We start from the raw sequence: 23313 nt of genomic DNA on the forward strand, positions 1-23313 counted from the left end.
AGCTTAGGGCATCAATACTTAGATTGGTTACCTTCATCATTGGAATCAACCCAACATAGTGCGTTAATCGAATCAAGAGGCATTGAACGCCTCTCAACTCAATACGATATTGCAGCTCATTCGTCCATTTAATATTTGCCCTGGACTTGTTAAGCGAAATGATTGGGTTTCTTGGGAGTAATCGATTTTCATTTCTTCATCAAAAAAAATAGCCTTTGATTTTTCTATATAAATGTCCAGTTTATCCGTCTCAATTAACATATCGTTCGAATCCAAATCCTGCTTGTTTATTAATTGCAATGTTGGAACACCGCTGACAACACAGCCGCAGCCGTCCGTTTCATATTTCAATTTTAAGATTAGATTTTTTTCGCCCATTTTCTGTTTGATTTGTCGTGAAGCCGCTTCGGAAATTGATATTTTCATCATGTTCTCCCCTTCCTTCCTTTCATTTTAACACATAGCTTTCGAAGTAAGGTTGCATTTCCTCTTCGTTCCTTCTACTATTAATAGGAACAGTCTTTTTACAAGGGGGATATGAATTTGGAAAAAGTACAAATTAAAGTAATGGATAACGGCTCTTATCGAGTAACGGGAGACGTTGAATTAATTGATGTTGATGGTAATGTATTTGAAACAAAACAAGTATTTTCTTTATGCCGCTGTGGCCTTTCAAGTCGCAAACCGTTTTGTGACGGCACACATAAAGGGAACTTTGAATCATGCGTCCGTGCAGAAAAAGTATTAAATGATTAATTTGGAACGCCCGCAGCTCTGCGGGCTTTTTCTATTCTATGATGATCATTTGATCAATTTTTTCGACTGAAATCTTTATAACACGTTCGTTTTTATCCACTACACGAAATTCTTTATTTATTGGATCAAAATAATGAATCTTTCCTAATACTTCTTCATAATGATGATCGTTAAAACGTGTGATCATCACTTCTTTCCCAAATTCCATTGCCATACCCGCTATTTCATTTAGCATTTCCAATTTTTGTTCATCCAATTGCTTTAATTTTTCATGCGTGTCTTCTTCCGCCCATTTCCGGAGCATTGTGACATGCTCTGGAAGCATAAGCGAACTCCATTTGATACGACCACGATCCCGAATCATTTCACACACCCTTTCCTTTGCACAAATCTGCAATATTATTGGTTTATGCTTTATGTCCTCCTACAAGAGCTGCCCTCTTTCTTGCCGTTCCTGCCTTCGTATAGGAAATTGCCCGTAATAAGGACACTCCTCCATGCCGCCTACGAATTCGATCTACGGTGTAGCCTAGCTTTTTCTCACTTATTTTTCTAGGCTCAAATAAATTTAACTGAACATACTTATCATCCATCACATTCGATAATGCAATGGAAATTTGCCGTACTGTCTTGCCTGTATAATGTGTTTGAAACAATCGCAAACAGATACGATACAAATCCATTGTTGTATTAGTTGGTTCCTCTACTGAGTACGAACGTAAAAATCCACCGCCAAATTCTTTATCGCTATAGCCAATACCGAGGCTGATGGTCCTTCCAGCCTTTTTACGCTCTCTTGCCCTTCGCGCCACCTCTTCACACATTTCGAGAATGACACAAATAATCTCCTCTTTATCCTTATAATCACGAAGCAAGATTTGACTTTTTCCAAAGCTGATTTGCCCTTCTATAATCGGGGCCCCTAATTCGGACAAATCTACTCCCCACGCATGGTAGTAAAGTTGGTTCCCCATCACTCCAAATTTTTTCTCCAGCAAGTGCAACTCCGAATGGGCAAGCTGTCCTACATTAAAAATTCCCATACCATTTAGCGTTCTTTCTACCCTTCTTCCGATTCCCCACATCTCGCTAAGTGGAGCCACAGACCATAGTTTTTCCGGAACATCTTCATAAGTCCATTCCGCTATACCGGTTTTTTTTGCTTCAAGATCAAGGCAAAGTTTGGAAAGAAGCATATTCGGTCCGATACCGATAGAACATGTTAGCTGGAACTCTCGAAACAACTCATCTTTAATTTTCTCGGCAACTAAACGAGCATCCCCCCATAGGTCACTCGTTCCATCGATTTTGATAAAGCTCTCATCCACGCTATACACGTGAATCGCTTCTTTCGGAACGTAACGATGAAAAAGATGTGTAATTTCAGTAGCAATCCTTAAATACGTGCTCATCTTTGCCTCTTCAAGCAGAATTCTTTTATCATTCGGAATTTCAAAAAGCCTAGAACCCGTTTTGATTCCAAAATCTTTTTTCAAACGTGGGGATGCGGCGAGCACGACACTCCCGGGTTGCTTCAAATTTCCAACAACTGCAAGATGGCATTCTAATGGATCACATCCAAGCATCACCGCCGAACAGCTCGCATAAAAGCTCTTCATATCAACACATAATATTTTGTCGTGTGGAAGCTTACTGTAATCAACACCCATATTTATGCCTCCTATTAGAAATGCGTAAGCGCCTCGTTCAGCCCCGACAAGCAAATGTTCTGGGGCGAAAAAGTCGTTCTTTGACTTTTATGCCTCAGGTTATTTGACCTCGAGGGGCTAGGCGCTGAAGCTGGACAAAGAAATGCGTAAGCGCCTCGGAAATGGAAGAAAGGCTAAAAGCGCAACATCCTGTTGCAGGCTCAAGCAGCGACGTTCTGTCGCCTCGCCTGCACTTGTACATCCGTGTACGTCGCAACGCCTTTCTGACCCGCGTCCTGCGGGCCTCCGACAAGCAAATGTTCTGAGGCAAACAGTTCACCTTTTAATTTTTATCGCTTTTAGTTATATTTTACGAACGTTTGTTCTATTATATGCAATATATTAGCCGAAAGTACCTATTTTTTCAAATGGTACTTTTTTCTAAATTAAGGGTCCTGTTAAACGTGTATGGTGATTTCCGCTTCACTCCTAACAAAATAGGAAAATCAAGAATGAGCTTTAGCGAAGAAAAATTTTAAAAAAACTGCTACCAATAAGAAAAAACTCATACCTAAACCTCGATTTTAGAGATTTAGGTATGAGTTTATTTTTTAAAAAACGCTTTTCTCCCCAAAGATTCAACCGTCCTTGGTGCTATTGTATGCAAAGTCGCTGTCCAATTCATCCAGCGTGGCATATTGATTTCCCGGTGATTTTTAAGCATGACGCTAACTATATTTCTGGCAACCTTTTTGGGATCCAGAATAAATTGACCTAGTTTTTTCAAATATGATCCTTCTGGATCGGCTTTTTGAAAAAAATCAGTATGTATGGGTCCGGGATTAACAGCCGTTACAAATACACCGTGCTCAGATAATTCCATCCTCAAGCTGTTCGAAAATCCAAGTACTGCATGTTTCGTAGCAGCATATACACTTGATTTAGGAGTTGCAAGCTTTCCGGCTTGGGAGGCAATATTTATAATATGACCGGATTTTCTTTTACACATATACGGAATGACTTCCCTTGTACACGTAATTAAACCGATTACGTTGACGGCAAACATTCCTTCCAAATCAGCAAAATTGATATCAATCGCATTAGAAAAAATCCCGTAACCGGCATTATTCACTAAAACATCAATCTCTCCTTCTGTTTCATAGATGCGTTTGAATACTTGAGATATTTGTTCCGGCTTGGATACATCTAGCTCAAAGCCTTTGCATTTCACTCCATATTGGTCGCGAATTCGGGTAGATAATTGATTCAGCTTTTCGATATTACGTGCAAGTAAAATTAAGTCAGCTCCATTTTGTGCACACAAGTAAGCAATCTGCTCCCCGAGTCCTCCAGAAGCTCCCGTTATGGCAACTGTTTTCCCTTTAATGCGTTCATTTATCATCATGACATACCCTCAACGGCAGAAAAGAATGCAACACCATTATCATCCATTTGCTTCTTAATAAGACCAAGTGAGAGTAAATAATCCAACTGAGCCGTTGATTCAGATAATGTTAATCCTAGTTCCTTTTGATACACAGCTGGAAAAAGTTCTTTCGTAATCGAAAAGGTTGTTAATTGACGGTTTTTCAATAATTCCAGTACTTGTAATGCCCGCTCATGCTGGCGCTGCAGACGACGTTTCACAAGTTCATGAACTCTCTGAATATCCGCTCCGTGCCCTGTGTATGCAATGCGAATATCCAACTTTAAAAGCTTTTCGAGAGATTCATTATATTGCAGTTGCGGTTTTGGGCGCTCAGAAGATGGTTCTAATGCAGGCTCAAGAAATGGATTGGAAGAGATCGTTGCAAGTAAATGATCTCCTGATAACATGACACCATCATTTTCTCGAAAAAACGATATATGGCTTTGAGCATGCCCGGGAGTTTCTAGAATCGACCATTTTTCTAATCCAGGGATGGTATCCCCTTCGGCAATTTCTTTCGCAAGCGGCGCCGAACTAGAATACTGAAGAGGAGATTTCAAAACATGTAACATTTTTTCCACATTGCCCTTTAAACCAAATTCTTTAAATAATCTTCTATAAAAATTATCATGGGCGGAGAAAAAAACGGAATCCTCTTCAATCCACGGGCGTACATATTTATGTCCGTAAATTGGCACTTCCGGTAACCATTCTAAAAGTCCAACATGATCGGGGTGGTGGTGTGTAAGTACAACTTGTTCAATATCTTCAGGAATCAATCCGTACTTGGCCAGTTGAAAGGTAAATGCCTCCCAAGCTGCTTCTGTCTTCACTCCGGCATCGATTAGAGTAAGGGCATCCCCTTTTACAACATAAACATTCACATCGCCTACTGCAAATGGAGTTGGCAATTCAAGTTTTATTATTTTTTCATCAAAACTAACCATTATAATCCCTCAACTTCAAAAAGATAAGTAATTACAGTGTATCGAGTAATGACAAAAAAGTCATTATATTCATATTATACTCAGAGTATTGAAAAAACTTTTTCTTGACATTTATCCATTCGATAATCATAATCATATATAATATTTTAACTAAACACTGATTGAACCGCGATGAACTGGGAATAGTAAAACAGAAATGATGCAAGAGATTGGAGCCCAAAGGCTGGAAGGCTCCGACATCCCCTTTTTGTTTGAACCTGCCTAGCGAGCTGTCAGCAAAACTGACCGTATTCCTGCGTTAAGGGCCAGAGATGATTGCAGCAAATAGGCAATCAATGAAGGTGGTACCACGGAAGCTATTCCCTTTCGTCCTTTTTTACAGGATGAGAGGGTTTTTTGTTGTTGATCAAGGCACTTTGTTGATTAAAACGAAAGTCAACATACAAGTTTAACAAGGCCATTTATGGAGTACGAGAACAGGAGGAATACCGATGAAAATATCGTTTATTGGAGCTGGCTCCATCGCAGAAGCCATGATTGCAGGGTTAATTGAAAAAAATATATGTAATCGTGAAAACATCTGCATAACGAATCGGAATAATAAATTAAAAATGACGGAACTCGAAGAAAAGTTCGGAATAAGTACCACTTATGATATGAATGAGCTTATTCATAATGCGGATATGGTTATTTTTGCCGTAAAGCCAAAAGATGCAAACGAGGCATTGGATAAGATCAGACCATATATAAGTGAAAATACTTTCTTTGTTTCCGTTATGGCAGGGATATCTATCGAATTTATAACGGATAAGCTAAAAACCAATTGCGCCATTGCTAGAGCAATGCCAAACACTTCTGCAAGTGTCGGAAAATCTGCAACTGCCATTACATTTAATCCTTTTGCTTCTAATCGACAAAAGGAAATGGCGCTCTCTATTTTTTCTGCCATTGGAATTACAGAGGAAGTGGAAGAACGCCAAATGGATGCCATTACAGCACTTTCAGGCAGCGGCCCAGCGTATTTTTATTATATGGTGGAAGCGATGGAACGAGCGGCAGAACAATTTGGCTTGGAAAAAGACACATCCAATAAACTCATTATCCAAACTTTACTAGGTGCTGCCGAAATGCTTTCTGTATCGGGAAAAAAAGCTGCAGATCTTAGGCAAGAAGTGACAAGCCCTGGTGGAACAACAGAAGCGGGAATTTCCGTCCTTCAACAAACAGAAATGCAGGAAGCGTTCGTGGCTTGTATCCAGGCCGCCTATGAGCAATCAAAGCAGTTGGGAATCATGTATGAATCCAAAATCACATAATTCATAAGTTCTCACAAATGCAAAAAACGCCTCCACCTTGCTATAATAGAGCGAAAGCAAATTAGGAGGCAAAAGAATGACTGTAAAACTTTTTACACCCTTTACGGTTAAAAATATTACGATGAAAAATCGGATTGTTATGTCGCCAATGTGTATGTATTCTTGCTTCAATGAGGATGGAATGGTTGGAGACTGGCACTATACCCATTATACAAGTCGTGCGGTTGGGCAAGTCGGATTAATTATCGTTGAAGCAACAGCTGTGACACCGCAAGGAAGAATCAGCCCTCGTGATTTAGGAATATGGAGTGATGACCATATTGAGGGGCTTTCGAGACTTACTAAAATGATGGAAGAGCACGGTACTGTCAGTGGAATTCAAATTGCTCATGCCGGTCGAAAAGCAGTGCTCGATGGAGAAATCATTGCGCCAAGTGCAATTCCTTTTAACGAAAGTATGAAGACGCCAAAAGAAATGAGCATTGATGAAATTAAAGAAACGATTATAGCATTTGGAAAAGCTGCGGAAAGAGCAAAAAAAGCTGGATTTAAAATAATCGAAATTCATGGAGCCCACGGGTATCTAATCAATGAATTTCTTTCACCGCTCACAAATAAGCGCAGCGATGAATACGGAGGTACTCCAGAAAATCGTTATCGCTTCTTAAGAGAAGTCATAGAGGAAGTTAAATCGGTTTGGGAAGGTCCTTTATTCGTCCGTGTTTCAGCGAATGATTATAGTGTTGGAGGTCTTGTCCCCGCAGATTATGTAAGGATAACAAATTGGATGAAAGAACAAGGAGTCGATTTAGTAGATGTTAGTTCAGGTGCTGTGGTACCTGCGAATATTCCTACTTTTCCAGGCTATCAAGTTCCACTTGCAGATCAAATTAGAAATGAAGCAAATATCCCGACTGGAGCAGTAGGTTTGATCACAAATGGAACTCAAGCGGAGGAAATTTTACAAAATGGTCGCGCTGACTTAGTTTTTATCGCCCGCGCGCTATTACGCGATCCATACTGGTCACGAACTGCAGCAAAAGAACTGAAATATGAACTAGAGGCTCCAGAGCAATACCGACGAGGCTGGATGATCTAATTTTTATGTGGATCGATTGTCATTTCTAGGAAATCATATGCCATTTTCGTGTTAGGAAATATTACTTTAGCTTCTTCTGTTAGCTGATTCCAATGTTCATTAAGATAGCGTGAACTAATATGATTCAAACACAGGCTATGTGCTCGTGCATGTAAAGCAAGTCTCGCTGCTTGGGCAGTCGTTGAATGAAAATAATTATTTGCCATTTCTTCACTATCCGCGGCAAATGTAGCTTCATGAACTACAACATCTGCTTCTGAAGCGAGAATAGCTGCATTTTCGCACGGACGTGTATCGCCAAGAATACAAATGACTCTACCTTTTATTTCAGGGCCTAAATAATTGTTTCCATTTAACACTTTTCCATTTTCCAGTGTGACCGTTTCACCCTTTTTTAGGCGCTTATAAACCGGACCTGGTAATATGCCATCAGAGCGAAGTCGTTCGGCATCGAGAGTTCCTTTTTTATCCTTTTCGGTAATACGGAATCCGTAGCTTGCAATCCCGTGATCAAGTAATAAAGTTTCAATCATAAATTGCTCATCTTCGAAAATGATCCCATTCTCAATTTCGATAATATTTAAAGGATATTTTACATGGGTTTGACTTATTTTAAGAGAAACATCGACATATTCTCGAATACCTTTCGGACCGTAAATGGTAAGCTCTGTTTCTCCACCTTGGAAAGAACGACTACCTAATAATCCCGGGAGGCCAAAAATATGATCTCCATGAAGATGAGTTATAAATATTTTTTCAATTTTCCTAGGTTTTAATGAAGTATGTAAAATTTGGTGCTGGGTTGCTTCACCACAATCAAAAAGCCATATGGAATTTCTCTCTTCCAATAGCATTAAAGCTAAGGAAGAAACATTTCTAGGCTTTGCCGGTACTCCCGCACCAGTTCCGAGAAAGAGTAGTTTCATATTAACCCTCCATATAAATAATATTTATTTTATCATAATTACCAGTAAACGATTTAAAAATAGATACTTGACTAGTCGTGTTTTTTCAGAATAATTGGTAAGATAGAGTATAATCAATGTTGGAAAAGTTTACGAAGGAAAAGAGAGGTTTTTCATTATGATTCAATCAGAAACACCCGCATCGCTTATAATGATATTCGGAGCTACTGGAGATTTAGCCAAGAGGAAGCTATATCCTTCCCTTTATCATCTTTTTAGAAAAGGGAAATTAGCAGAGCATTTTGCGGTTATTGGTGTGGCGAGACGCCCATGGACCAATGAAATATTGAGAGAGCATGTTAAAGACTCTGTTTTAACATCTATTAAAGATGCGGAGAATGTTGAGGAATTTGTTTCTCATTTTTATTATAAACCTCATGATGTCAGCGACTCACAATCATACATACAATTAAAAAATCTTGCAAATGAGCTCGATCAAAAGTATGGTCTAGACGGTAACCGAATCTTTTATCTAGCTATGGCTCCAGAATTTTTTGGTACCATTGCTGAGCATTTAAAAATTGACGGATTAACAGATACGGAAGGCTTCCATAGACTTGTCATAGAAAAACCATTTGGGCATGATCTTGAATCCGCAATTGAATTAAATAAAAGAATTAGAAATGTCTTTTCTGAAAATGATATTTACCGTATTGATCATTATCTTGGAAAAGAAATGGTTCAAAATATTGAAGTAATCCGTTTTGCCAATGCTATTTTTGAACCTTTATGGAACAATCGATTCATCTCAAATATTCAAATTACCTCAAGTGAAATGTTGGGTGTAGAAGAACGTGGCGGGTATTACGAAACGAGTGGTGCTCTTCGCGATATGGTTCAAAATCATATGCTGCAAATGGTAGCTCTGCTTGCTATGGAGCCGCCTATCCGTCTCACACCAAAAGAAATTCGTAGCGAAAAAGTAAAAGTGTTAGGTGCCCTTCGCACTATTGAGCATGATGAAATCCCGAATTACTTCGTAAGAGGACAATATGGTTCTGGTGAGATTAACGGAGAAAAAGTAATAGGATATCGTGATGAGCAAAACGTAAATAAGGAATCCAATACTGATACTTATGTAGCGGGCAAATTAATGATTGATAATTTCCGTTGGGCGGGCGTGCCATTTTATATTCGAACTGGTAAAAGAATGACAGCTAAGTCAACGAAGATTGTAATTCAATTTAAGGATATTCCGATGAACCTTTATTATAAATCGGAAAAGGATCTCGATCCGAATCTTCTTGTCATTCATATCCAACCAGAAGAAGGAATTACCCTTCATTTGAATGCGAAAGACACTGGACAAATGATGGAAACAACACCAGTGAAGCTTAATTTTTCCAATAATCATACTCCAGGTCTTAATACTCCTGAAGCGTATGAAAAACTTTTGTTTGATTGCCTCAGAGGTGATGCAACAAACTTTACGCACTGGGATGAAGTCGCCCTCTCTTGGAGCTTTGTTGATAAGATTAGCCATTACTGGGAAAGCAAAAAAGCGGAATTTCCAAATTATAGCGCTGGGACAATGGGTCCTAAGGAAGCAGATGAACTGCTTAAAAAGGAAGGATTTTCATGGTGGCCGGTTACAGATCTTGATGTAAAGGATTGTTAATAAGAAAAGCGGCAGGCTCCTGAAGCAGAAGGAAGGCTAAGAGCGCAACGTCTTGTTGCAACGCCTTCTTGACCCTCATCCTGCGGGCTTCCGACAAGCAAATAACCTGAGGGACTAGAGACTGCAGCTAAACAAGACGAGACGATGTTGACTTTTCTTAGGGAGAAGGACAAGAAGATTGCTAGTCGTCGGCTGCTTGCGCAAGACAAAAAGAAAGACCTATCGGCTGTTCGAAAACAGGAAACCTGTCGAACAGCCTTTTTTTTGCCTTTTTTTTTGCCTTTTTTTAATACAGATACCTAATGATAACTGCTATACTAAATCTATATACATAAATCATTTTTAACAAATATACAACATACAGAATATATTACCGCGGAGGTGTTTGCCGTGAAAAGCTCCAATGTGGATGATTACTTACAAAAGGGAATGTACGGGGTAAAAGAAATAAAGCCCGAAGAACGAAGGAAATTTTTAGGGACGATTAGAGAAAGAATTGTAGTAGCATTAACGAAAAGCCAAGTAATGGAAAAAGGTGTTTATCCAGAAGTAATACAATTGATGAAAGAGCATCCGAGAGCAACATTGCTTCTAAATGGAGATCTTGACTACTCCTATTTATCAGAATACATTCATAAAGCAAGATCAAACCATATTCAATTTTCTATTGTTGCGAATAAAAATTATGATACGAATATCGGGCTCGTCCTAACGTACGATCATGCAATTGATAAAGAGGAAATCTATATTCAAAAAAATAAAGAAAAAACTGTAACCATTTCTAAGAAAAAAAAGAAGCCGTTCGCTAGCCTTTTTAGTTTTCTAAAGAAATAGATCACAGTTTCTTTTGTTTCATTTCCTTCTGAAGATCGCTGCCTTTTTGAAGTATAGATGTGCCATATTTACTTTTTATTTTATCAATGGCGTTATAAAGCGGCTCTTTTTGAGCTGCTTTTTCATATGAAAATAAATTAAGCTGCTCATAAGCATAATCTTCATCTAATAAATCTTGACCTGTTATACCTAACAGCCTTACTGGATCTCCCTTCCAGTTATTCAAAAATAAGGTCTTTGCTGCTAGAAAAATATCTTTAGCTTCTACAATCGGATTGATTATTTTTTTCCCTCTTGAAATGGTTTTTCGATCATGATAGCGAATCGTAATCGCAATATTTTTCGTTACATACCCTTTTTTCTTTAGCCTTGTTGATACACTTTCAGCAAGGGATTCGAGAGTTTCTAATAATTTGGATTGATTGGAAATATCTTTTGGCAATGTAACAGAATTTCCAACGCTTTTGTTTTCCCCTGCTGCATCTGGGTCAACATGTCGAGTATCAATTCCATTAGCCCTCTCCTTTAATTGTAACCCACGAATTCCTAAATGAGCCTTGAGCTGAAAATCACTTGCTTTTGCCAAATCACCAATCGAATGAATGTGGAGCGTTGACAGCTTAGCTGCCGTTTTATCGCCAATCCCGTGCATTTCAACTGTAGGCAATGGCCATATAACTTTAGCAATATCTCTTTTTCTCAAAACCGTAATACCAAGTGGTTTTTTCATATCTGATGCCATTTTAGCTAAAAATTTATTAGGGGCAATCCCAATACTGCACGGCAAATCAAGTTGATTAAGTAAACTTTTTTGAATGTCTTTAGCAATCTCCAAAGGGGAGCCCAATTCAAAGCTATCTGTAATATCGAGGTAACCTTCATCAATTGAAACTGGCTCTACTAAATCGGAGTATTGACCCAATATCTCAAACATCGCTTGTGAAGCATTCCGATATCGGTCGAAATTAGGTCTTTTTATAATTAGATGAGGACAAAGCTTTTTTGCTTCCCAAACAGGCATGGTTGTTTTCACACCATATTTACGTGCTTCATAGCTGCATGTGACAACAATCCCTTTGCGTGCTTCTTCATCCCCTGCAACCGCGAGTGGCTTATCTTTTAATGAAGGATCATAGGCCATTTCAACAGATGCAAAAAAACTATTCATATCAACATGCAGTATGACACGACCATTTTTAGGATAGAATGCCTTCATTTCAATCACCTTTTTTGCTGCTCAAAATTTATCGATAATTCCTATAAAATAAAAATACCACAGTATTATAGACCATGGTAGGATAAAATATTGAGCCCCATCAATGTGAGACTTTTTAATTAGGTTGTCCGATCAATAAATCACCAATAATTTTTGCAGGTTCTGTTGAATAAATATTCACATGATAATTTTCTACATGAATTTGATATTTTTCCCATTCATTACCATCAGAAAATATGGAATGTATTTGTTCGTAAATATCACCCTTGTTGAGATGGTAAACGACTCCTAATTCCTTTAGATACTTCAAATTAATTTCCTCTTGGCCAGGCAGAGCATCGTAAATGAAAATGGTCTTGCGTTTAAAAAGGCATTCACTTATCGTTACTCCACCGGGCTTTGTTAAAATGGCATCCATTTGATCGTAAAGACTGTTCATTTCCTCCCTACTATGGATATACGGAAACGGAATAATATGGCTTTTTTGCATACTATTGAGTTTTTGATACAACTTCTTGTTTTTTCCGCATAATACATAAAATTTGATTTGCCGATTAGGCCCGCCTTCCCCGATATGCCGAATTAACTCTTCAATAGCGCCAACCCCAAGGTTCCCACCTGCTATTAAAACCGATAGTTTGAAAAGGCTCGCCGGTGCAACTGCTTTTTTTTGTTTTATTATTTTCGAATGAATTGGAATTCCTGTAATGTAAATATGTTCATCCTTGATTCCTTTTTGAATTAAATATTTTTTCATTTGATAAGATGGTACAAAATGAAAGTCTATATACTTCACACCCCAAAAACGGTGGATGAAATAATCTGTGTACACATTGATGACCGGAATCGTCAGTCCGCCCTTCTCTTTCAAGTAACTCATCATGTACGCAGGTAAGGCATGTGTGCATACAATAAGGTCTGGTTGCTTTTCTTTTATGAGCTTTTTCATATTGGAAATAAATAACCATTCATATAGCCAATAGCGCTTGTTTTTTTCGATATTTTTATAGACGGTATTTTTATATATAAAATGATACATTCCGGGGAAAGCATCAATCCATTTGAGATATATGTTCGAAACAAGTGATTCAACTTTTCCATAACTGTAAGAAAGAACATCTACTTTATCACATGTAATTTGTGGATGTAAGGTCTGAAGTCCATCAATTAAGGCATTTGCTGTTTGATGGTGTCCAGAAGGGATTTGTAAAAAAGGTAAGAATAGCACAGATTTATTTAGTTTTTTCATATACACCTCTTCTAAACATTCTTTTCTTGAAACGCGTTTGGAATTCACTGCCATGGGATTCCTCCCATCAATTGCTTGTAAAAATGGCAGCATTTTTCTAGTATAATCTTTCTTATGGAAGGAGTGATTACAATTGAACTTTTTATTCTATACTGCATTCGCTATACTTCTTTTTTATTTCTTTAAAAAAGCCTATACCAACACGAAAGAAATCGTGATAAATAAAGTTAACATCAATCAAGATCAATCTAACGGACAAATAAATCCAAAATTAACGATACTTCAACTATCCGATTTGCATCTTGAAAATATTTCAATTTCGCCTGCTGAACTATATGCAATACTCAAAGATAAGCCTATTGATTTAATTGCACTTACTGGAGATTTCCTTGATCGAAAACGGACCATTCCAAAGCTTGTCCCATATTTGGAAGTCTTGAACAAATTAAACGCCAAATATGGAATATATGCCGTACTTGGAAACCACGACTATGTTCTACAGCAACAAAACTTACAAACATTAATTAAGACACTCGAACAATATAACTGCAAAGTAATGCGAAACGAAAATGAGCTAATTTTTGTACTAGGTAGACCAGTCAATATAATTGGAATCGATGATTTTAGTACAAAACGAAGCAATTTGGGATCTTCATACGAAGGAATTAAACAAGGAACAAACCTCGTATTAACCCATGATCCCAATATTGTTTTGCATATGGAAAAATATCATTTTGATTATTTGCTTGCCGGGCATTTTCATGGAGGTCAAATCTGCTACCCTAAAGCATATCACCTAGCCAAAATGGGTAAGCTCCCAAGAATGAATATTGTTAAAGGACTTCATATGCATGATGGAAAACCTTTCTATATTAATGAAGGTCTTGGTCAAACCGGAGTAAATATTCGGATAGGAAGCCGTCCTGAAATCACCATTCATGAATTATCATTGGCCGCAGCTAGTAAGTCTGAACCAGCTGCTGCAATCTGATGGAAAGAGCTGTTTATATAACAGCTTTTTTTTATTGGCATATAAGGCTATCGTATAGAGTTCTTATACAATGTAGATAATCTATTTTTCGACATGAATAAATATTTAGGCGCTTGTTTCATAAAAATATTCTTAAGCGACATATTTTGTTGCGAGAGAAGCGCAATTGGAAAAAAAGATACAAACTTAAACAATCGGTACATAGGATGAGTAATATCAACCACCTCAAAACCAAGGCGTTCACAGCCTTTATGTAGTAAGGTGATACCGACAATCCCTTTTATCTTTTCAGAACAATAATGGTCCTGAATGTAAAATTCAACCCCTGATAAAGACTTTTGAACATACCGATAAATGATTTTCGCTTTTTTTAATTCACTCTCAATGTCTTTTAATTCTTTCAAGAGTCTTACATTATGCAGATGAATTTTTACCAAGATATCGTTTTTTTGGATTTCCGTCCCATCTGATAGGACAATTTTTCGCCCTTTATATTTTGTCAGCCTGATCCTAAAAATATTCTGAGTTGACTCTTCATAAGCCACGTATGTGAGGCGCGTAAAATGATAGTAAACAGGATCCAGAAAACTCCAAATTGAAATGAGGTAACTTCTCATCACTACTGCACCTCCCTTTTATACAACTTTTTTATTTTATTTTTTATCGAAAGCTTAAAACTTATTTGTGGTAAAATTGGCCTGTCAACGATGTAATACTCGTAAAAACAAAGGACAAAAAAAAGATAGATAAACAGGGAGTCTCCTCTGTTTATCTATCCATTTCATAAGAATTATTAAAAAAAGTTGTTTATCTTACTCAGTTAATTTTTATGCTTCTTGTTTTTGCTCATTTAAATAATCTTTAATTTCTTTAACTCCCTCAAGGACTTCAAGCATACTAACCGGGTCAATCATCGTAATGATTCTATCCTCGAGATTGGCGATTGAAGAAAAGTATTTTGTTTTTTGATAAGCAACAAGTCCCATTTGCTGCAACGCGTTTTCAGGAATTTCCAAGATTTCCTTTGCTTCGTTTACGAGTAAAGAAAAAGATAGTTCCTCTGTTTGGATGACAATCATTCTGACTTCAGCATCATTTTCAATATGTCGATTATATAAAATATGACCAAGGTCAAGTACAGGAATTAATTCCCCTCTAGATTTTACAACGCCTCTAATGTAAGCCGGTAAATGTGGTACTGGATTCACATCTTCATATTTCTCAATTGAAATAATAAAAGGGACAGGAATCGCATACTCCTCTTGACCTGCATTAAATACGATTGCAGTAACTGCCATTTCATCTCACCTCACCTATAATAAATGTAATCTGACTTAGCTGTTTGATACTTCCTCAACGATAGCTACTACCATTTCTGCTAATTTCACGAGCTCTTCTATCGGCATCCGCTCATTAGTTGTATGAATTTCTTCATATCCAACTGCAAGATTGACAGTAGGGATATTAAAGCCGGCAATGACATTCGCATCGCTACCTCCCCCACTCTTTAGCAATTCTGGTGTACGGCCGATTTTCAGCGCTGCCTTTTTCGCTATTTCGACTACTTCGTCACCATCAGAATATTTAAATCCGGGATACATAACTTCAATATCTACATCGGCAGAACCGCCCATTTCTTTAGCTGCTTCTTCAAATGCTTCCTTCATTTTTGCAGCTTGGGATTGCATTTTCTCGTTCACAAGTGATCTTGCTTCTGCCAATACGATCGCTTGGTCCGCTACGATGTTTGTCGCTTGGCCACCTTCAAAACGTCCAATATTTGCAGTCGTTTCATCATCAATACGGCCAAGTGGCATTCTAGCTACAGCCTTTGCAGCAATGGTAATAGCGGAAATCCCTTTTTCAGGTGCAACACCTGCATGTGCGGTTTTTCCATGAACAACTGCTTTAATTCTCGCCTGTGTTGGTGCAGCAACGATAATATTGCCAACTTTTCCATCGCTATCAAGAGCAAAGCCATATTTTGCCTTAACGAGAGCAGAATCAAGAGCTTTTGCACCAACGAGGCCGGATTCTTCACCGACTGTAATGATAAATTGAATATCGCCGTGGTCTATGTTTTGTTCCTTTAAAACTTTAATGGATTCTAATAACGCTGCAATTCCCGCTTTATCGTCAGCTCCAAGAATCGTTGTGCCATCAGTTACGACATACCCGTCCTTAATAGAGGGCTTAATTCCTTTACCAGGAACAACTGTATCCATGTGACAAGTAAAATAAATAGGTGTTGCGCGCTTATTACCTTTTAAAGTACAAATAAGGTTACCCGCTCCATGCCCCGTTTTTTCCTTCGTATCATCTTCAATAACTTCCACTTCTAATTGTTGAAACTTTTCCTTCAATACTTTTGCAATTTCGGATTCATTCTTTGTCTCTGAGTCGATTTGTACTAATTCAAGAAATTCATCTAATAGTCTTTGGTCGTTAATCATCTAAGTGTCCTCCAATTTTTCATTGTTGTTTAATAAGAGGGTGTTCGAAAAGTCCGGGAAAAATTTATCCTCCTTTCTGAACACTCTCTATAAAGGAATATTACCGTGTTTTTTATGAGGTCTTTCTTCCGTTTTAGTACGAAGCATATCGAGAGCTTGGATTAATTTTATTCTTGTTTCGCGCGGATCAATAATATCATCTACCATTCCCCGAGCAGCCGCAACATATGGATTTGCAACCGTTTCTCGATATTCTTCCATTTTCTCCACTCTTGTTTTTTCAGGATCGTCACTATTTGAAATATCACGAGCGAAGATAATATTTGCTGCTCCATGAGGTCCCATGACAGCAATCTCTGCATTTGGCCAAGCGAATACAAGATCTGCACCAATTGCTTTACTATTAAGTGCTACATAAGCACCTCCGTATGCTTTCCGTAAAATGACCGTGATTTTAGGAACGGTTGCTTCTGAATAAGCATATAAAATTTTGGCTCCATGCCTTATGATACCGCCATGCTCCTGTTTAATACCAGGGAAAAAACCTGTAACATCTTCAAACGTAATAATCGGGATATTAAAAGCGTCACAAAAGCGGATGAATCGGGAAGCTTTATCCGATGAATCAATGTCAAGACTCCCAGCTATAAATTTTGGCTGATTACAAACGAGTCCAACTGATTCACCGCGAATTCTAGCAAATCCAACAACAATATTTCTGGCAAACTCCTTATGTATTTCCATAAAAGAATGCTCATCTACTATTTGGTTAATAACGATTCTTACGTCATACGGTCTTACAGGATCAAAAGGGATTAGATCCAATATTTCTGGCCGTAAGTCATCTTCGCCATCCCAGTCTCCAATAGCTGGTTTTTCCCGATAATTTTGCGGTAGATAGTCCAAAAGAGTACGAACCATTGTTAACACCTCTTGTTCACTACTCCCCCTAAAATGGGCATTCCCACTTATCGTATTATGTACTTTTGACCCACCTAAATTCTCAGACGAAATTTTTTCACCGGTTACCGTTTCAATCACTTTAGGTCCGGTAATAAACATTTGGCTAGTATGATCTACCATAAATACAAAATCTGTAATCGCAGGCGAATAGACGGCACCTCCAGCACAAGGTCCCATAATAACCGAAATTTGAGGAATGACTCCAGAATAAATAGCATTACGATAAAAAACATGCCCATATCCATCTAAGGACACAACGCCTTCTTGTATTCTTGCACCACCAGAATCATTAAGACCGATAAAAGGAGCACCGTTTTTTACAGCAAGATCCATCGTTTTTGCAATTTTTTCTGCATGCATTTCACCTAATGCACCGCCAAATACGGTAAAATCTTGTGAAAATAAAAAAATGAGCCTACCATTTATTTTACCATAACCGGTTACCACCCCATCTCCCGGATGCTTCACATTTTCTAAACCGAAATCTGTTGAGCGATGTTCAATAAATGGATTAAGTTCGACGAACGAGCCGGGATCTAACAGAAGATCTATCCGTTCCCTTGCAGTCAGCTTCCCTTTTTCATGTTGTTTACGAATCCTGTCATCCCCACCACCAAGCTCTGCTTTTCTTTTTCGATCGTATAGGTCATTGAGTTTTTCGTAAATATCAGTCACTGTCATTCTCCTTCAGTGGCTTTTTTTCACAAATCTCGTACAATACACCGTGTGTAGATTTTGGATGGATAAAAGCGATCATGGCACCGGCTGCTCCTTCTTTTGGTACATCATTTAGCATTTGAATGCCATTTTTTTTAAGATCGGAAATTCGTTTCTCAATAGAATCTACTTTTAATGCTAGATGATGAATACCTTCACCGCGTTTTTCAATAAATTTTGCTATGGAGCTATTTGAACTGGTCGCTTCTAATAATTCTATCCTAACATTAGATGCATCTAAAAAGGCAACATTAACATGTTCGGATGGGACGTTTTCAATTGCTGTACATGTAAAGCCAAGTATATTCTCATAGAAGGGAAGAGTTTCTTTTAATGACCGAACAGCTATACCAATGTGATCTACTTTTTTCATAAAAACCTCCAAAGTTTACAGTTTTGAAAGTCTATATTATCTTCGACATTTCCCCCCACCAATCCTGCTTATCCTTTTCTAACAATACAAGGATTGTATCAGGAGCGATTTCGAGATAAAATAATAGTAAATACGTTTGATCTAGGGGTGTATTTAATTGTCCAATAAAAAAATTCAACGAATTATCGTTTATGTTATGCTCTTCTCCATGATTGTCACTACTATTTTGGCCGGACTATCTTTTTTATAAGTAAAAAATCGCAATCCTTAGGAATTGATGAAAGATCAACAGTAAACTATTAAAGTTAAAATATAATACAAAGGTGAGGTTCCTCAAATTATTGGAGGAAGCCTCACCTTTTTTACATAACTCCTATTTCATATGCCAAGCTTTTAAAGGATTGGCCGGAATTAACAATAAGAATCTTTGTTCCGACTGGAATGTAATCATATAAAACTTCTAGTTGATTTTTCGGTAGTCGTATACAGCCCTCAGAAATATATTTTCCAATGGAGAAAGGATTATTGGTTCCATGCAATCCATAAATTCTTCCATCCGTCCCAAAAGCGTCAAATCCAATCCATCTTGTTCCTAACGGATTTTGCGGTTCCCCACCAGGTATATTCGCTTTACGATAGTATGGATTTTTCGCCTTCACTTTTACGGTGAATAAGCCTTCAGGCGTCATTTCATTCGTTTTTCCAGTTGCCACTTTTGTAACTAGTTGAACTTTCCCATCATTGATCCATGCAAGCTCATTTGTACTCTTGTTAATGATAACAAGAGTATCTCCTGGCAACACTTCTCTATCAAATGGCCAAAATGGTGAACCAACAATAAGAAGAAGGGTTAAAAATAGCTGCATTTGCATCTTCCTTTTCCTTTATTTTATGAAAAAGGATGAGTTTCATACAAAAATACCCTATAAGAGTCGAATGACTTCTTATAGGGTAAAAGGTTTTATACTTCTTCACAATATTGCTCAAAGTATTGCTGAAGCTTATTGACAACTGACATTGGATCATGTCCTTCAATTTCATGACGCTCAATCATCGTACAAATTTTCCCATCCTTTAATAGAGCAAACGATGGGGATGAAGGTGGATAATCAGTAAAAAAGCCGCGCGCCTTTGCAGTAGCTTCCTTATCTTGACCTGCAAAAACTGTGACAAGATTATCCGGACGCTTGTCATAATGGACCGAATGTGCAGCAGCAGGTCGTGCGATACCTCCTGCACAACCACAAACAGAATTAATCATAACGAGGGTTGTTCCTTTTTTATCAAAAGCTGCTTCCACTTCTTCCGGTGTAGTCAATTGCGTATAGCCAGCTCTTTCCATATCCTCGCGTGCTTGCTTTACAATATCATTCATATATAAATTAAAATCGATATTCATTTTTTCCACTCCTTTTTTATAGCTACCGATATCATAGCAATATTTCATACTGTATTTCAAATAATATATTTTTAAAAATTAATGGTTTAATTTTTTGAGAACTGGGTAAAATGAGACTACATCTAGATCCATACCCCTAAACTCCCTAGATGTTTTTGGACAGCAAGCTTAGCTGTCCTTTTTTTTATATTTTAAAAAGAGTGAATCCACAGCATCTGGTACTGTCTCAAGATCATTCATCACATTATATTCAATCTCAGGTAACATCTCTTGAACAATTTTATTTGAAAAAAAGTTAATTTCTAATCGTTCTCTTATTAAAGAAAATAGCCAATCTCTTATTTGCATTTGCCTGCGCTCTTTAAACACTGAAGAAGATTGTGTCTCTTCAATAAACTCCTGAATCTTCCTCCATACTTGATCAATACCATGACTGGTTATTGATGAACACATAATGGCTTTTGTCTTCCACCCAATCGTTGCAGGTTGAATAAAATGTAAAATTTGATTGTATTCACGCATCGTTTTTTTCGCTTCGTTAAGATTCTCACCATCCGCTTTATGAACTACAATCAAATCTACGAGCTCCAATATTCCTTTCTTCATTCCTTGCAATTCGTCTCCCGCACCGGTTAATACAAGCAATAAATAGAAATCGACCATGTCTCTAACAAAGGATTCACTTTGTCCAACACCTACAGTTTCAACGATGATGACATTAAATCCTGCCGCTTCACAAGCCAAGATCACTTCCCTTGTTTTCGAATGAACGCCACCGGGCACACCTCCTGAAGGAGAAGGACGGATAAACGCATTTGGATGTTTAGCTAGTTTTTCCATCCTTGTTTTATCCCCGAGAATACTTCCACCATTAATTGTCGAACTAGGATCCACTGCTAGGACCGCGACTCGGTAACCTTGCTCACACAATAAATGTCCAAATGTTTCTATGAATGTGCTTTTCCCTGCTCCAGGCACACCTGTCACACCGATTCTAATAGACTTTCCGGAAAGAGGTAAAAGTTCTTGTAAAATGGTCCGTGATTGTTCTTGATGGCGTATAGCACTACTCTCAAGTAATGTTATCACTTTAGCTAATACTGACCTATCTTTGTTCAATACTCCTTGAATCATTTCTTCAGAGATTCCTTCATTCCTTACCCGTTTGACAAACTTCCGCTTCTTTTTATCCATCGGTTATGGCCTCTTCTTCATATCCGAGTCGATCATATATTTCTTCTATTACTTTTTGAGCAGCTAATGGAATAACTGTACCTGGACCAAAAATCGCAGAAACACCTTTTTCCTTTAGAAATTCATAATCTTGAGCAGGAATGACTCCACCAACAACAACGATAATATCATCTCGATTAATAGCATTTAGTGCGTTCAATAATTTTGGGACAAGCTTTTTATGCCCCGCCGCCAGTGAACTTACACCAATTACGTGGACATCATTTTCAGCGGCTTGTTTTGCCGTTTCTTCAGGCTTTTGAAAAAGGGGGCCGATATCTACGTCAAAGCCTAAATCGGCAAAAGCGGTCGCAATTACTTTTGCACCTCGATCATGACCATCCTGCCCCATTTTCGCAATGAGAATCCTTGGACGTCTTCCTTCATTTTCTAAAAATTCATTTGTCATTTCTTTTACAATCAAAATTTCTTTATCATCCGTAAAATTAGAGCTATACACTCCATTTACAGTGCGAGTAAGCGCTTTATGCCTGCCGCTTATTTTCTCAATTGCTTCAGATATTTCTCCAAGCGTCGCACGACATTTCGCTGCTTTTATTGCAAGTTCTAATAAATTTTTTTCGGGACTTGCAGCTCCCACGGTCAATGCATCAAGTGCAGTACGTACTTCGCTTTCGTTGCGGTTTGCTTTAAGCATTTTTATACGCTCAATTTGTTTTTGACGAACCGCTTCATTGTCGATATCTAATATTTCAATTTGTGCGTCTTCATTAATTTTATAACGATTAACTCCAATAATCGTCTCTTTATTAGAATCAATATGTGCTTGTTTTCGCGCAGCGGCTTCTTCAATCCGCAGCTTAGGTAACCCTGTTTCAATTGCTTTAGCCATACCACCAATCTCTTCAATTTCCTTGATATGTTTCCAAGCACGGTCCATTATATCGTTGGTCAATGACTCTACATAATATGAACCGCCCCATGGATCAATTACATCTGTAATCCCCGTTTCCTCTTGCAAAAAAATTTGCGTGTTTCTAGCGATACGTGCAGAAAAATCCGTTGGCAAAGCAATGGCTTCATCAAGTGCATTCGTATGCAAGGATTGTGTATGTCCCATTGCCGCTGCATGTGCTTCTATTAAGGTTCGCACGATATTGTTGTATGGATCTTGTTCCGTCAAGCTCCATCCAGATGTTTGACTATGCGTTCGTAATGCAAGTGACTTAGGATTATTGGGTCCGAACTTACTTAATAGACTTGCCCACATTTTTCTAGCAGCACGAAGCTTCGCCACTTCCATAAAATAATTCATTCCAATTCCCCAAAAGAAAGAGAGCCTCGGCGCAAAATCATCAATTTTAATACCAGCCTTTAAACCTGTTCTGACGTATTCCAAACCGTTCGCTAGTGTATACGCAAGCTCCAAGTCAGCCGGTGCCCCAGCTTCTTGCATATGGTAGCCGGAAATTGAAATGCTGTTAAATTTCGGCATATAAGTGGACGTATATTGAAAAATATCTTTTATTATTCGCATCGACATATCCGGAGGATAAATATACGTATTACGTACCATATATTCTTTTAAAATATCATTTTGTATCGTTCCTGATAGCTGAGCTTGTTTTACACCTTGCTCTTCTGCAGCTACGATAAAAAAAGCCATAATTGGGATTACAGCACCATTCATCGTCATAGAAACAGACATTTGATCAAGGGGAATTCCTTCAAATAATATTTTCATATCCAATACTGAATCAATCGCAACACCAGCTTTTCCAACATCTCCATCAACTCTTGGATGATCAGAATCGTAACCTCTATGCGTAGCCAAATCAAATGCGACGGATAATCCTTTTTGCCCATTTGCAAGGTTGCGTCTATAAAAAGCATTGCTTTCTTCAGCAGTAGAATATCCTGCATATTGGCGGATTGTCCACGGTCTACTTACATACATAGTGGCATACGGACCTCGAGTAAATGGCGGGAGCCCAGGCATATCATTAAGATGATCCAATTTTTCTACATCAATTTTAGTATATAAAGATTTAACACGTATTTTTTCATTTGTTTCAAAGAATGATAAATGCTGCGGCTGATTTTTTTTAAAATGATCTTTAAAATCAAATGGATGAATCATTTGAA

Annotated in this window: 25 protein-coding genes; 7 read left to right on the forward strand and 18 right to left on the reverse strand. The window is 38.0% G+C overall.

Annotated features, from left to right (window positions below; translation table 11 throughout):
• Positions 1–93: 93 nt before the first annotated feature.
• Positions 94–429 carry an iron-sulfur cluster biosynthesis family protein gene (locus tag KHA93_RS07915; RefSeq protein WP_213110250.1) on the reverse strand — a complete coding sequence of 112 codons (336 nt, stop codon included), beginning with the start codon at positions 427–429 and terminating at the stop codon, positions 94–96.
• A 114-nt stretch (positions 430–543) separates the two neighbouring features.
• On the opposite strand from KHA93_RS07915, the gene KHA93_RS07920 reads away from it, so the two are divergent.
• Positions 544–756 carry a CDGSH iron-sulfur domain-containing protein gene (locus KHA93_RS07920; protein WP_213110251.1) on the forward strand — a complete coding sequence of 71 codons (213 nt, stop codon included), beginning with the start codon at positions 544–546 and terminating at the stop codon, positions 754–756.
• A gap of 31 nt (positions 757–787) precedes the next feature.
• Here KHA93_RS07920 and KHA93_RS07925 read toward each other — a convergent pair whose 3' ends face one another.
• From KHA93_RS07925 to KHA93_RS07940, 4 genes are all read right to left on the reverse strand, one after another.
• Complete coding sequence (locus KHA93_RS07925) at positions 788–1120, reverse strand: YolD-like family protein (RefSeq protein WP_213110252.1); 333 nt, start codon at positions 1118–1120, stop codon at positions 788–790.
• A gap of 43 nt (positions 1121–1163) precedes the next feature.
• A complete protein-coding gene (locus KHA93_RS07930) occupies positions 1164–2426 on the reverse strand; it encodes a Y-family DNA polymerase (RefSeq protein ID WP_213110253.1) in 1263 nt (420 codons plus the stop codon).
• 583 nt (positions 2427–3009) lie between these two features.
• Positions 3010–3807: an SDR family NAD(P)-dependent oxidoreductase gene (locus tag KHA93_RS07935; protein WP_213112822.1), complete on the reverse strand. Its 798-nt coding sequence runs from the start codon at positions 3805–3807 to the stop codon at positions 3010–3012.
• Positions 3807–4781, reverse strand: coding sequence for an MBL fold metallo-hydrolase (locus KHA93_RS07940; protein WP_213110254.1), 975 nt, complete (start codon positions 4779–4781; stop codon positions 3807–3809). Before KHA93_RS07940 ends, KHA93_RS07935 begins: the two co-directional genes overlap by 1 nt.
• 491 nt (positions 4782–5272) lie before the next feature.
• Between KHA93_RS07940 and proC the strand changes: the two genes are divergently transcribed.
• Both proC and namA read left to right on the forward strand, forming a co-directional pair.
• Complete coding sequence (proC, locus tag KHA93_RS07945; protein WP_213110255.1) at positions 5273–6097, forward strand: pyrroline-5-carboxylate reductase; 825 nt, start codon at positions 5273–5275, stop codon at positions 6095–6097.
• A gap of 76 nt (positions 6098–6173) precedes the next feature.
• Positions 6174–7196, forward strand: coding sequence for an NADPH dehydrogenase NamA (gene namA / locus KHA93_RS07950; RefSeq protein WP_213110256.1), 1023 nt, complete (start codon positions 6174–6176; stop codon positions 7194–7196).
• Here the strand turns inward: namA and rnz are convergent.
• The gene (gene rnz / locus KHA93_RS07955) at positions 7193–8122 is read right to left on the reverse strand and encodes a ribonuclease Z (protein WP_213110257.1); all 930 of its coding nucleotides are present in this window, start codon (positions 8120–8122) and stop codon (positions 7193–7195) included. The two genes, namA and rnz, sit on opposite strands and share 4 nt — an antisense overlap.
• Positions 8123–8279: 157 nt before the next feature.
• On the opposite strand from rnz, the gene zwf reads away from it, so the two are divergent.
• Together zwf and KHA93_RS07965 are read left to right on the forward strand one after the other, a co-directional pair.
• Positions 8280–9779: a glucose-6-phosphate dehydrogenase gene (zwf, locus tag KHA93_RS07960; protein WP_213110258.1), complete on the forward strand. Its 1500-nt coding sequence runs from the start codon at positions 8280–8282 to the stop codon at positions 9777–9779.
• A 390-nt stretch (positions 9780–10169) separates the two neighbouring features.
• Complete coding sequence (locus KHA93_RS07965) at positions 10170–10613, forward strand: YueI family protein (protein WP_213110259.1); 444 nt, start codon at positions 10170–10172, stop codon at positions 10611–10613.
• A gap of 1 nt (position 10614) precedes the next feature.
• Here the strand turns inward: KHA93_RS07965 and KHA93_RS07970 are convergent, their stop codons facing one another.
• Together KHA93_RS07970 and KHA93_RS07975 are read right to left on the reverse strand one after the other, a co-directional pair.
• On the reverse strand, positions 10615–11829 hold the full coding sequence (locus KHA93_RS07970; protein ID WP_213110260.1) for a DNA polymerase IV: 1215 nt from the start codon (positions 11827–11829) through the stop codon (positions 10615–10617).
• Between the two features lie 115 nt (positions 11830–11944).
• Complete coding sequence (locus KHA93_RS07975; protein WP_213112823.1) at positions 11945–13078, reverse strand: MGDG synthase family glycosyltransferase; 1134 nt, start codon at positions 13076–13078, stop codon at positions 11945–11947.
• Between the two features lie 133 nt (positions 13079–13211).
• Here KHA93_RS07975 and KHA93_RS07980 point away from each other — a divergent pair, with 133 nt between their 5' ends.
• Complete coding sequence (locus KHA93_RS07980; RefSeq protein ID WP_213110261.1) at positions 13212–14069, forward strand: metallophosphoesterase; 858 nt, start codon at positions 13212–13214, stop codon at positions 14067–14069.
• A gap of 47 nt (positions 14070–14116) precedes the next feature.
• On the opposite strand, the gene KHA93_RS07985 is transcribed toward KHA93_RS07980, so the two are convergent.
• The 6 genes from KHA93_RS07985 to KHA93_RS08010 form a co-directional block, all read right to left on the reverse strand.
• Entirely contained in the window at positions 14117–14686 is a 570-nt protein-coding gene (locus KHA93_RS07985; protein WP_213112824.1) for a YkoP family protein, read from the reverse strand.
• 210 nt (positions 14687–14896) lie between these two features.
• Positions 14897–15367 carry a chemotaxis protein CheW gene (locus KHA93_RS07990; RefSeq protein WP_213110262.1) on the reverse strand — a complete coding sequence of 157 codons (471 nt, stop codon included), beginning with the start codon at positions 15365–15367 and terminating at the stop codon, positions 14897–14899.
• Between the two features lie 36 nt (positions 15368–15403).
• Positions 15404–16522: a M20/M25/M40 family metallo-hydrolase gene (locus KHA93_RS07995; protein ID WP_213110263.1), complete on the reverse strand. Its 1119-nt coding sequence runs from the start codon at positions 16520–16522 to the stop codon at positions 15404–15406.
• An 87-nt stretch (positions 16523–16609) separates the two neighbouring features.
• Positions 16610–18166: an acyl-CoA carboxylase subunit beta gene (locus KHA93_RS08000; protein ID WP_213110264.1), complete on the reverse strand. Its 1557-nt coding sequence runs from the start codon at positions 18164–18166 to the stop codon at positions 16610–16612.
• Positions 18153–18575, reverse strand: coding sequence for a methylmalonyl-CoA epimerase (gene mce / locus KHA93_RS08005; RefSeq protein ID WP_213110265.1), 423 nt, complete (start codon positions 18573–18575; stop codon positions 18153–18155). The genes KHA93_RS08000 and mce overlap by 14 nt, the downstream gene beginning before the upstream one ends.
• 31 nt (positions 18576–18606) lie before the next feature.
• Positions 18607–18753 (reverse strand): hypothetical protein, encoded by a 147-nt coding sequence (locus KHA93_RS08010; protein ID WP_213113102.1) that lies wholly within the window; start codon positions 18751–18753, stop codon positions 18607–18609.
• A gap of 18 nt (positions 18754–18771) precedes the next feature.
• On the opposite strand from KHA93_RS08010, the gene KHA93_RS23645 reads away from it, so the two are divergent.
• Positions 18772–18825, forward strand: a complete 54-nt coding sequence (locus KHA93_RS23645; protein WP_285891561.1) for a hypothetical protein — start codon at positions 18772–18774, stop codon at positions 18823–18825.
• A 112-nt stretch (positions 18826–18937) separates the two neighbouring features.
• Here KHA93_RS23645 and KHA93_RS08020 read toward each other — a convergent pair whose 3' ends face one another.
• From KHA93_RS08020 to scpA, 4 genes are all read right to left on the reverse strand, one after another.
• Positions 18938–19441 (reverse strand): L,D-transpeptidase, encoded by a 504-nt coding sequence (locus KHA93_RS08020; protein ID WP_213110267.1) that lies wholly within the window; start codon positions 19439–19441, stop codon positions 18938–18940.
• Positions 19442–19536: 95 nt separating this feature from the next.
• The gene (locus KHA93_RS08025) at positions 19537–19974 is read right to left on the reverse strand and encodes a BrxA/BrxB family bacilliredoxin (protein ID WP_213110268.1); all 438 of its coding nucleotides are present in this window, start codon (positions 19972–19974) and stop codon (positions 19537–19539) included.
• A gap of 168 nt (positions 19975–20142) precedes the next feature.
• Positions 20143–21168: a methylmalonyl Co-A mutase-associated GTPase MeaB gene (gene meaB, locus KHA93_RS08030; RefSeq protein WP_213110269.1), complete on the reverse strand. Its 1026-nt coding sequence runs from the start codon at positions 21166–21168 to the stop codon at positions 20143–20145.
• Positions 21161–23308 carry a methylmalonyl-CoA mutase gene (gene scpA / locus KHA93_RS08035; RefSeq protein ID WP_432806343.1) on the reverse strand — a complete coding sequence of 716 codons (2148 nt, stop codon included), beginning with the start codon at positions 23306–23308 and terminating at the stop codon, positions 21161–21163. Before scpA ends, meaB begins: the two co-directional genes overlap by 8 nt.
• Between the last annotated feature and the right edge of the window lie 5 nt (positions 23309–23313).

This window comes from Lederbergia citrisecunda (assembly GCF_018343695.1).
Taxonomy (GTDB): Bacteria; Bacillota; Bacilli; order Bacillales; family Bacillaceae_C; genus Lederbergia; species Lederbergia citrisecunda.

What these genes read in the sequence shown, in the direction of transcription:
- proC (WP_213110255.1), top strand. Translation starts at nt 5,273, where the DNA reads ATGAAAATATCGTTTATTGGAGCTGGCTCCATCGCAGAAGCCATGATT.
- KHA93_RS07990 (WP_213110262.1), bottom strand. Translation starts at nt 15,367, where the DNA reads ATGGCAGTTACTGCAATCGTATTTAATGCAGGTCAAGAGGAGTATGCG.
- KHA93_RS08020 (WP_213110267.1), bottom strand. Translation starts at nt 19,441, where the DNA reads ATGCAGCTATTTTTAACCCTTCTTCTTATTGTTGGTTCACCATTTTGG.
- KHA93_RS07985 (WP_213112824.1), bottom strand. Translation starts at nt 14,686, where the DNA reads ATGAGAAGTTACCTCATTTCAATTTGGAGTTTTCTGGATCCTGTTTAC.
- mce (WP_213110265.1), bottom strand. Translation starts at nt 18,575, where the DNA reads ATGAAAAAAGTAGATCACATTGGTATAGCTGTTCGGTCATTAAAAGAA.
- KHA93_RS07940 (WP_213110254.1), bottom strand. Translation starts at nt 4,781, where the DNA reads ATGGTTAGTTTTGATGAAAAAATAATAAAACTTGAATTGCCAACTCCA.
- namA (WP_213110256.1), top strand. Translation starts at nt 6,174, where the DNA reads ATGACTGTAAAACTTTTTACACCCTTTACGGTTAAAAATATTACGATG.
- KHA93_RS08025 (WP_213110268.1), bottom strand. Translation starts at nt 19,974, where the DNA reads ATGAATATCGATTTTAATTTATATATGAATGATATTGTAAAGCAAGCA.
- KHA93_RS07930 (WP_213110253.1), bottom strand. Translation starts at nt 2,426, where the DNA reads ATGGGTGTTGATTACAGTAAGCTTCCACACGACAAAATATTATGTGTT.
- meaB (WP_213110269.1), bottom strand. Translation starts at nt 21,168, where the DNA reads ATGGATAAAAAGAAGCGGAAGTTTGTCAAACGGGTAAGGAATGAAGGA.
- KHA93_RS07975 (WP_213112823.1), bottom strand. Translation starts at nt 13,078, where the DNA reads ATGAAAAAACTAAATAAATCTGTGCTATTCTTACCTTTTTTACAAATC.
- KHA93_RS07935 (WP_213112822.1), bottom strand. Translation starts at nt 3,807, where the DNA reads ATGATAAATGAACGCATTAAAGGGAAAACAGTTGCCATAACGGGAGCT.
- KHA93_RS07925 (WP_213110252.1), bottom strand. Translation starts at nt 1,120, where the DNA reads ATGATTCGGGATCGTGGTCGTATCAAATGGAGTTCGCTTATGCTTCCA.
- zwf (WP_213110258.1), top strand. Translation starts at nt 8,280, where the DNA reads ATGATTCAATCAGAAACACCCGCATCGCTTATAATGATATTCGGAGCT.
- KHA93_RS07970 (WP_213110260.1), bottom strand. Translation starts at nt 11,829, where the DNA reads ATGAAGGCATTCTATCCTAAAAATGGTCGTGTCATACTGCATGTTGAT.
- scpA (WP_432806343.1), bottom strand. Translation starts at nt 23,308, where the DNA reads ATGATTCATCCATTTGATTTTAAAGATCATTTTAAAAAAAATCAGCCG.
- KHA93_RS07915 (WP_213110250.1), bottom strand. Translation starts at nt 429, where the DNA reads ATGATGAAAATATCAATTTCCGAAGCGGCTTCACGACAAATCAAACAG.
- KHA93_RS08000 (WP_213110264.1), bottom strand. Translation starts at nt 18,166, where the DNA reads ATGACAGTGACTGATATTTACGAAAAACTCAATGACCTATACGATCGA.
- KHA93_RS07995 (WP_213110263.1), bottom strand. Translation starts at nt 16,522, where the DNA reads ATGATTAACGACCAAAGACTATTAGATGAATTTCTTGAATTAGTACAA.
- rnz (WP_213110257.1), bottom strand. Translation starts at nt 8,122, where the DNA reads ATGAAACTACTCTTTCTCGGAACTGGTGCGGGAGTACCGGCAAAGCCT.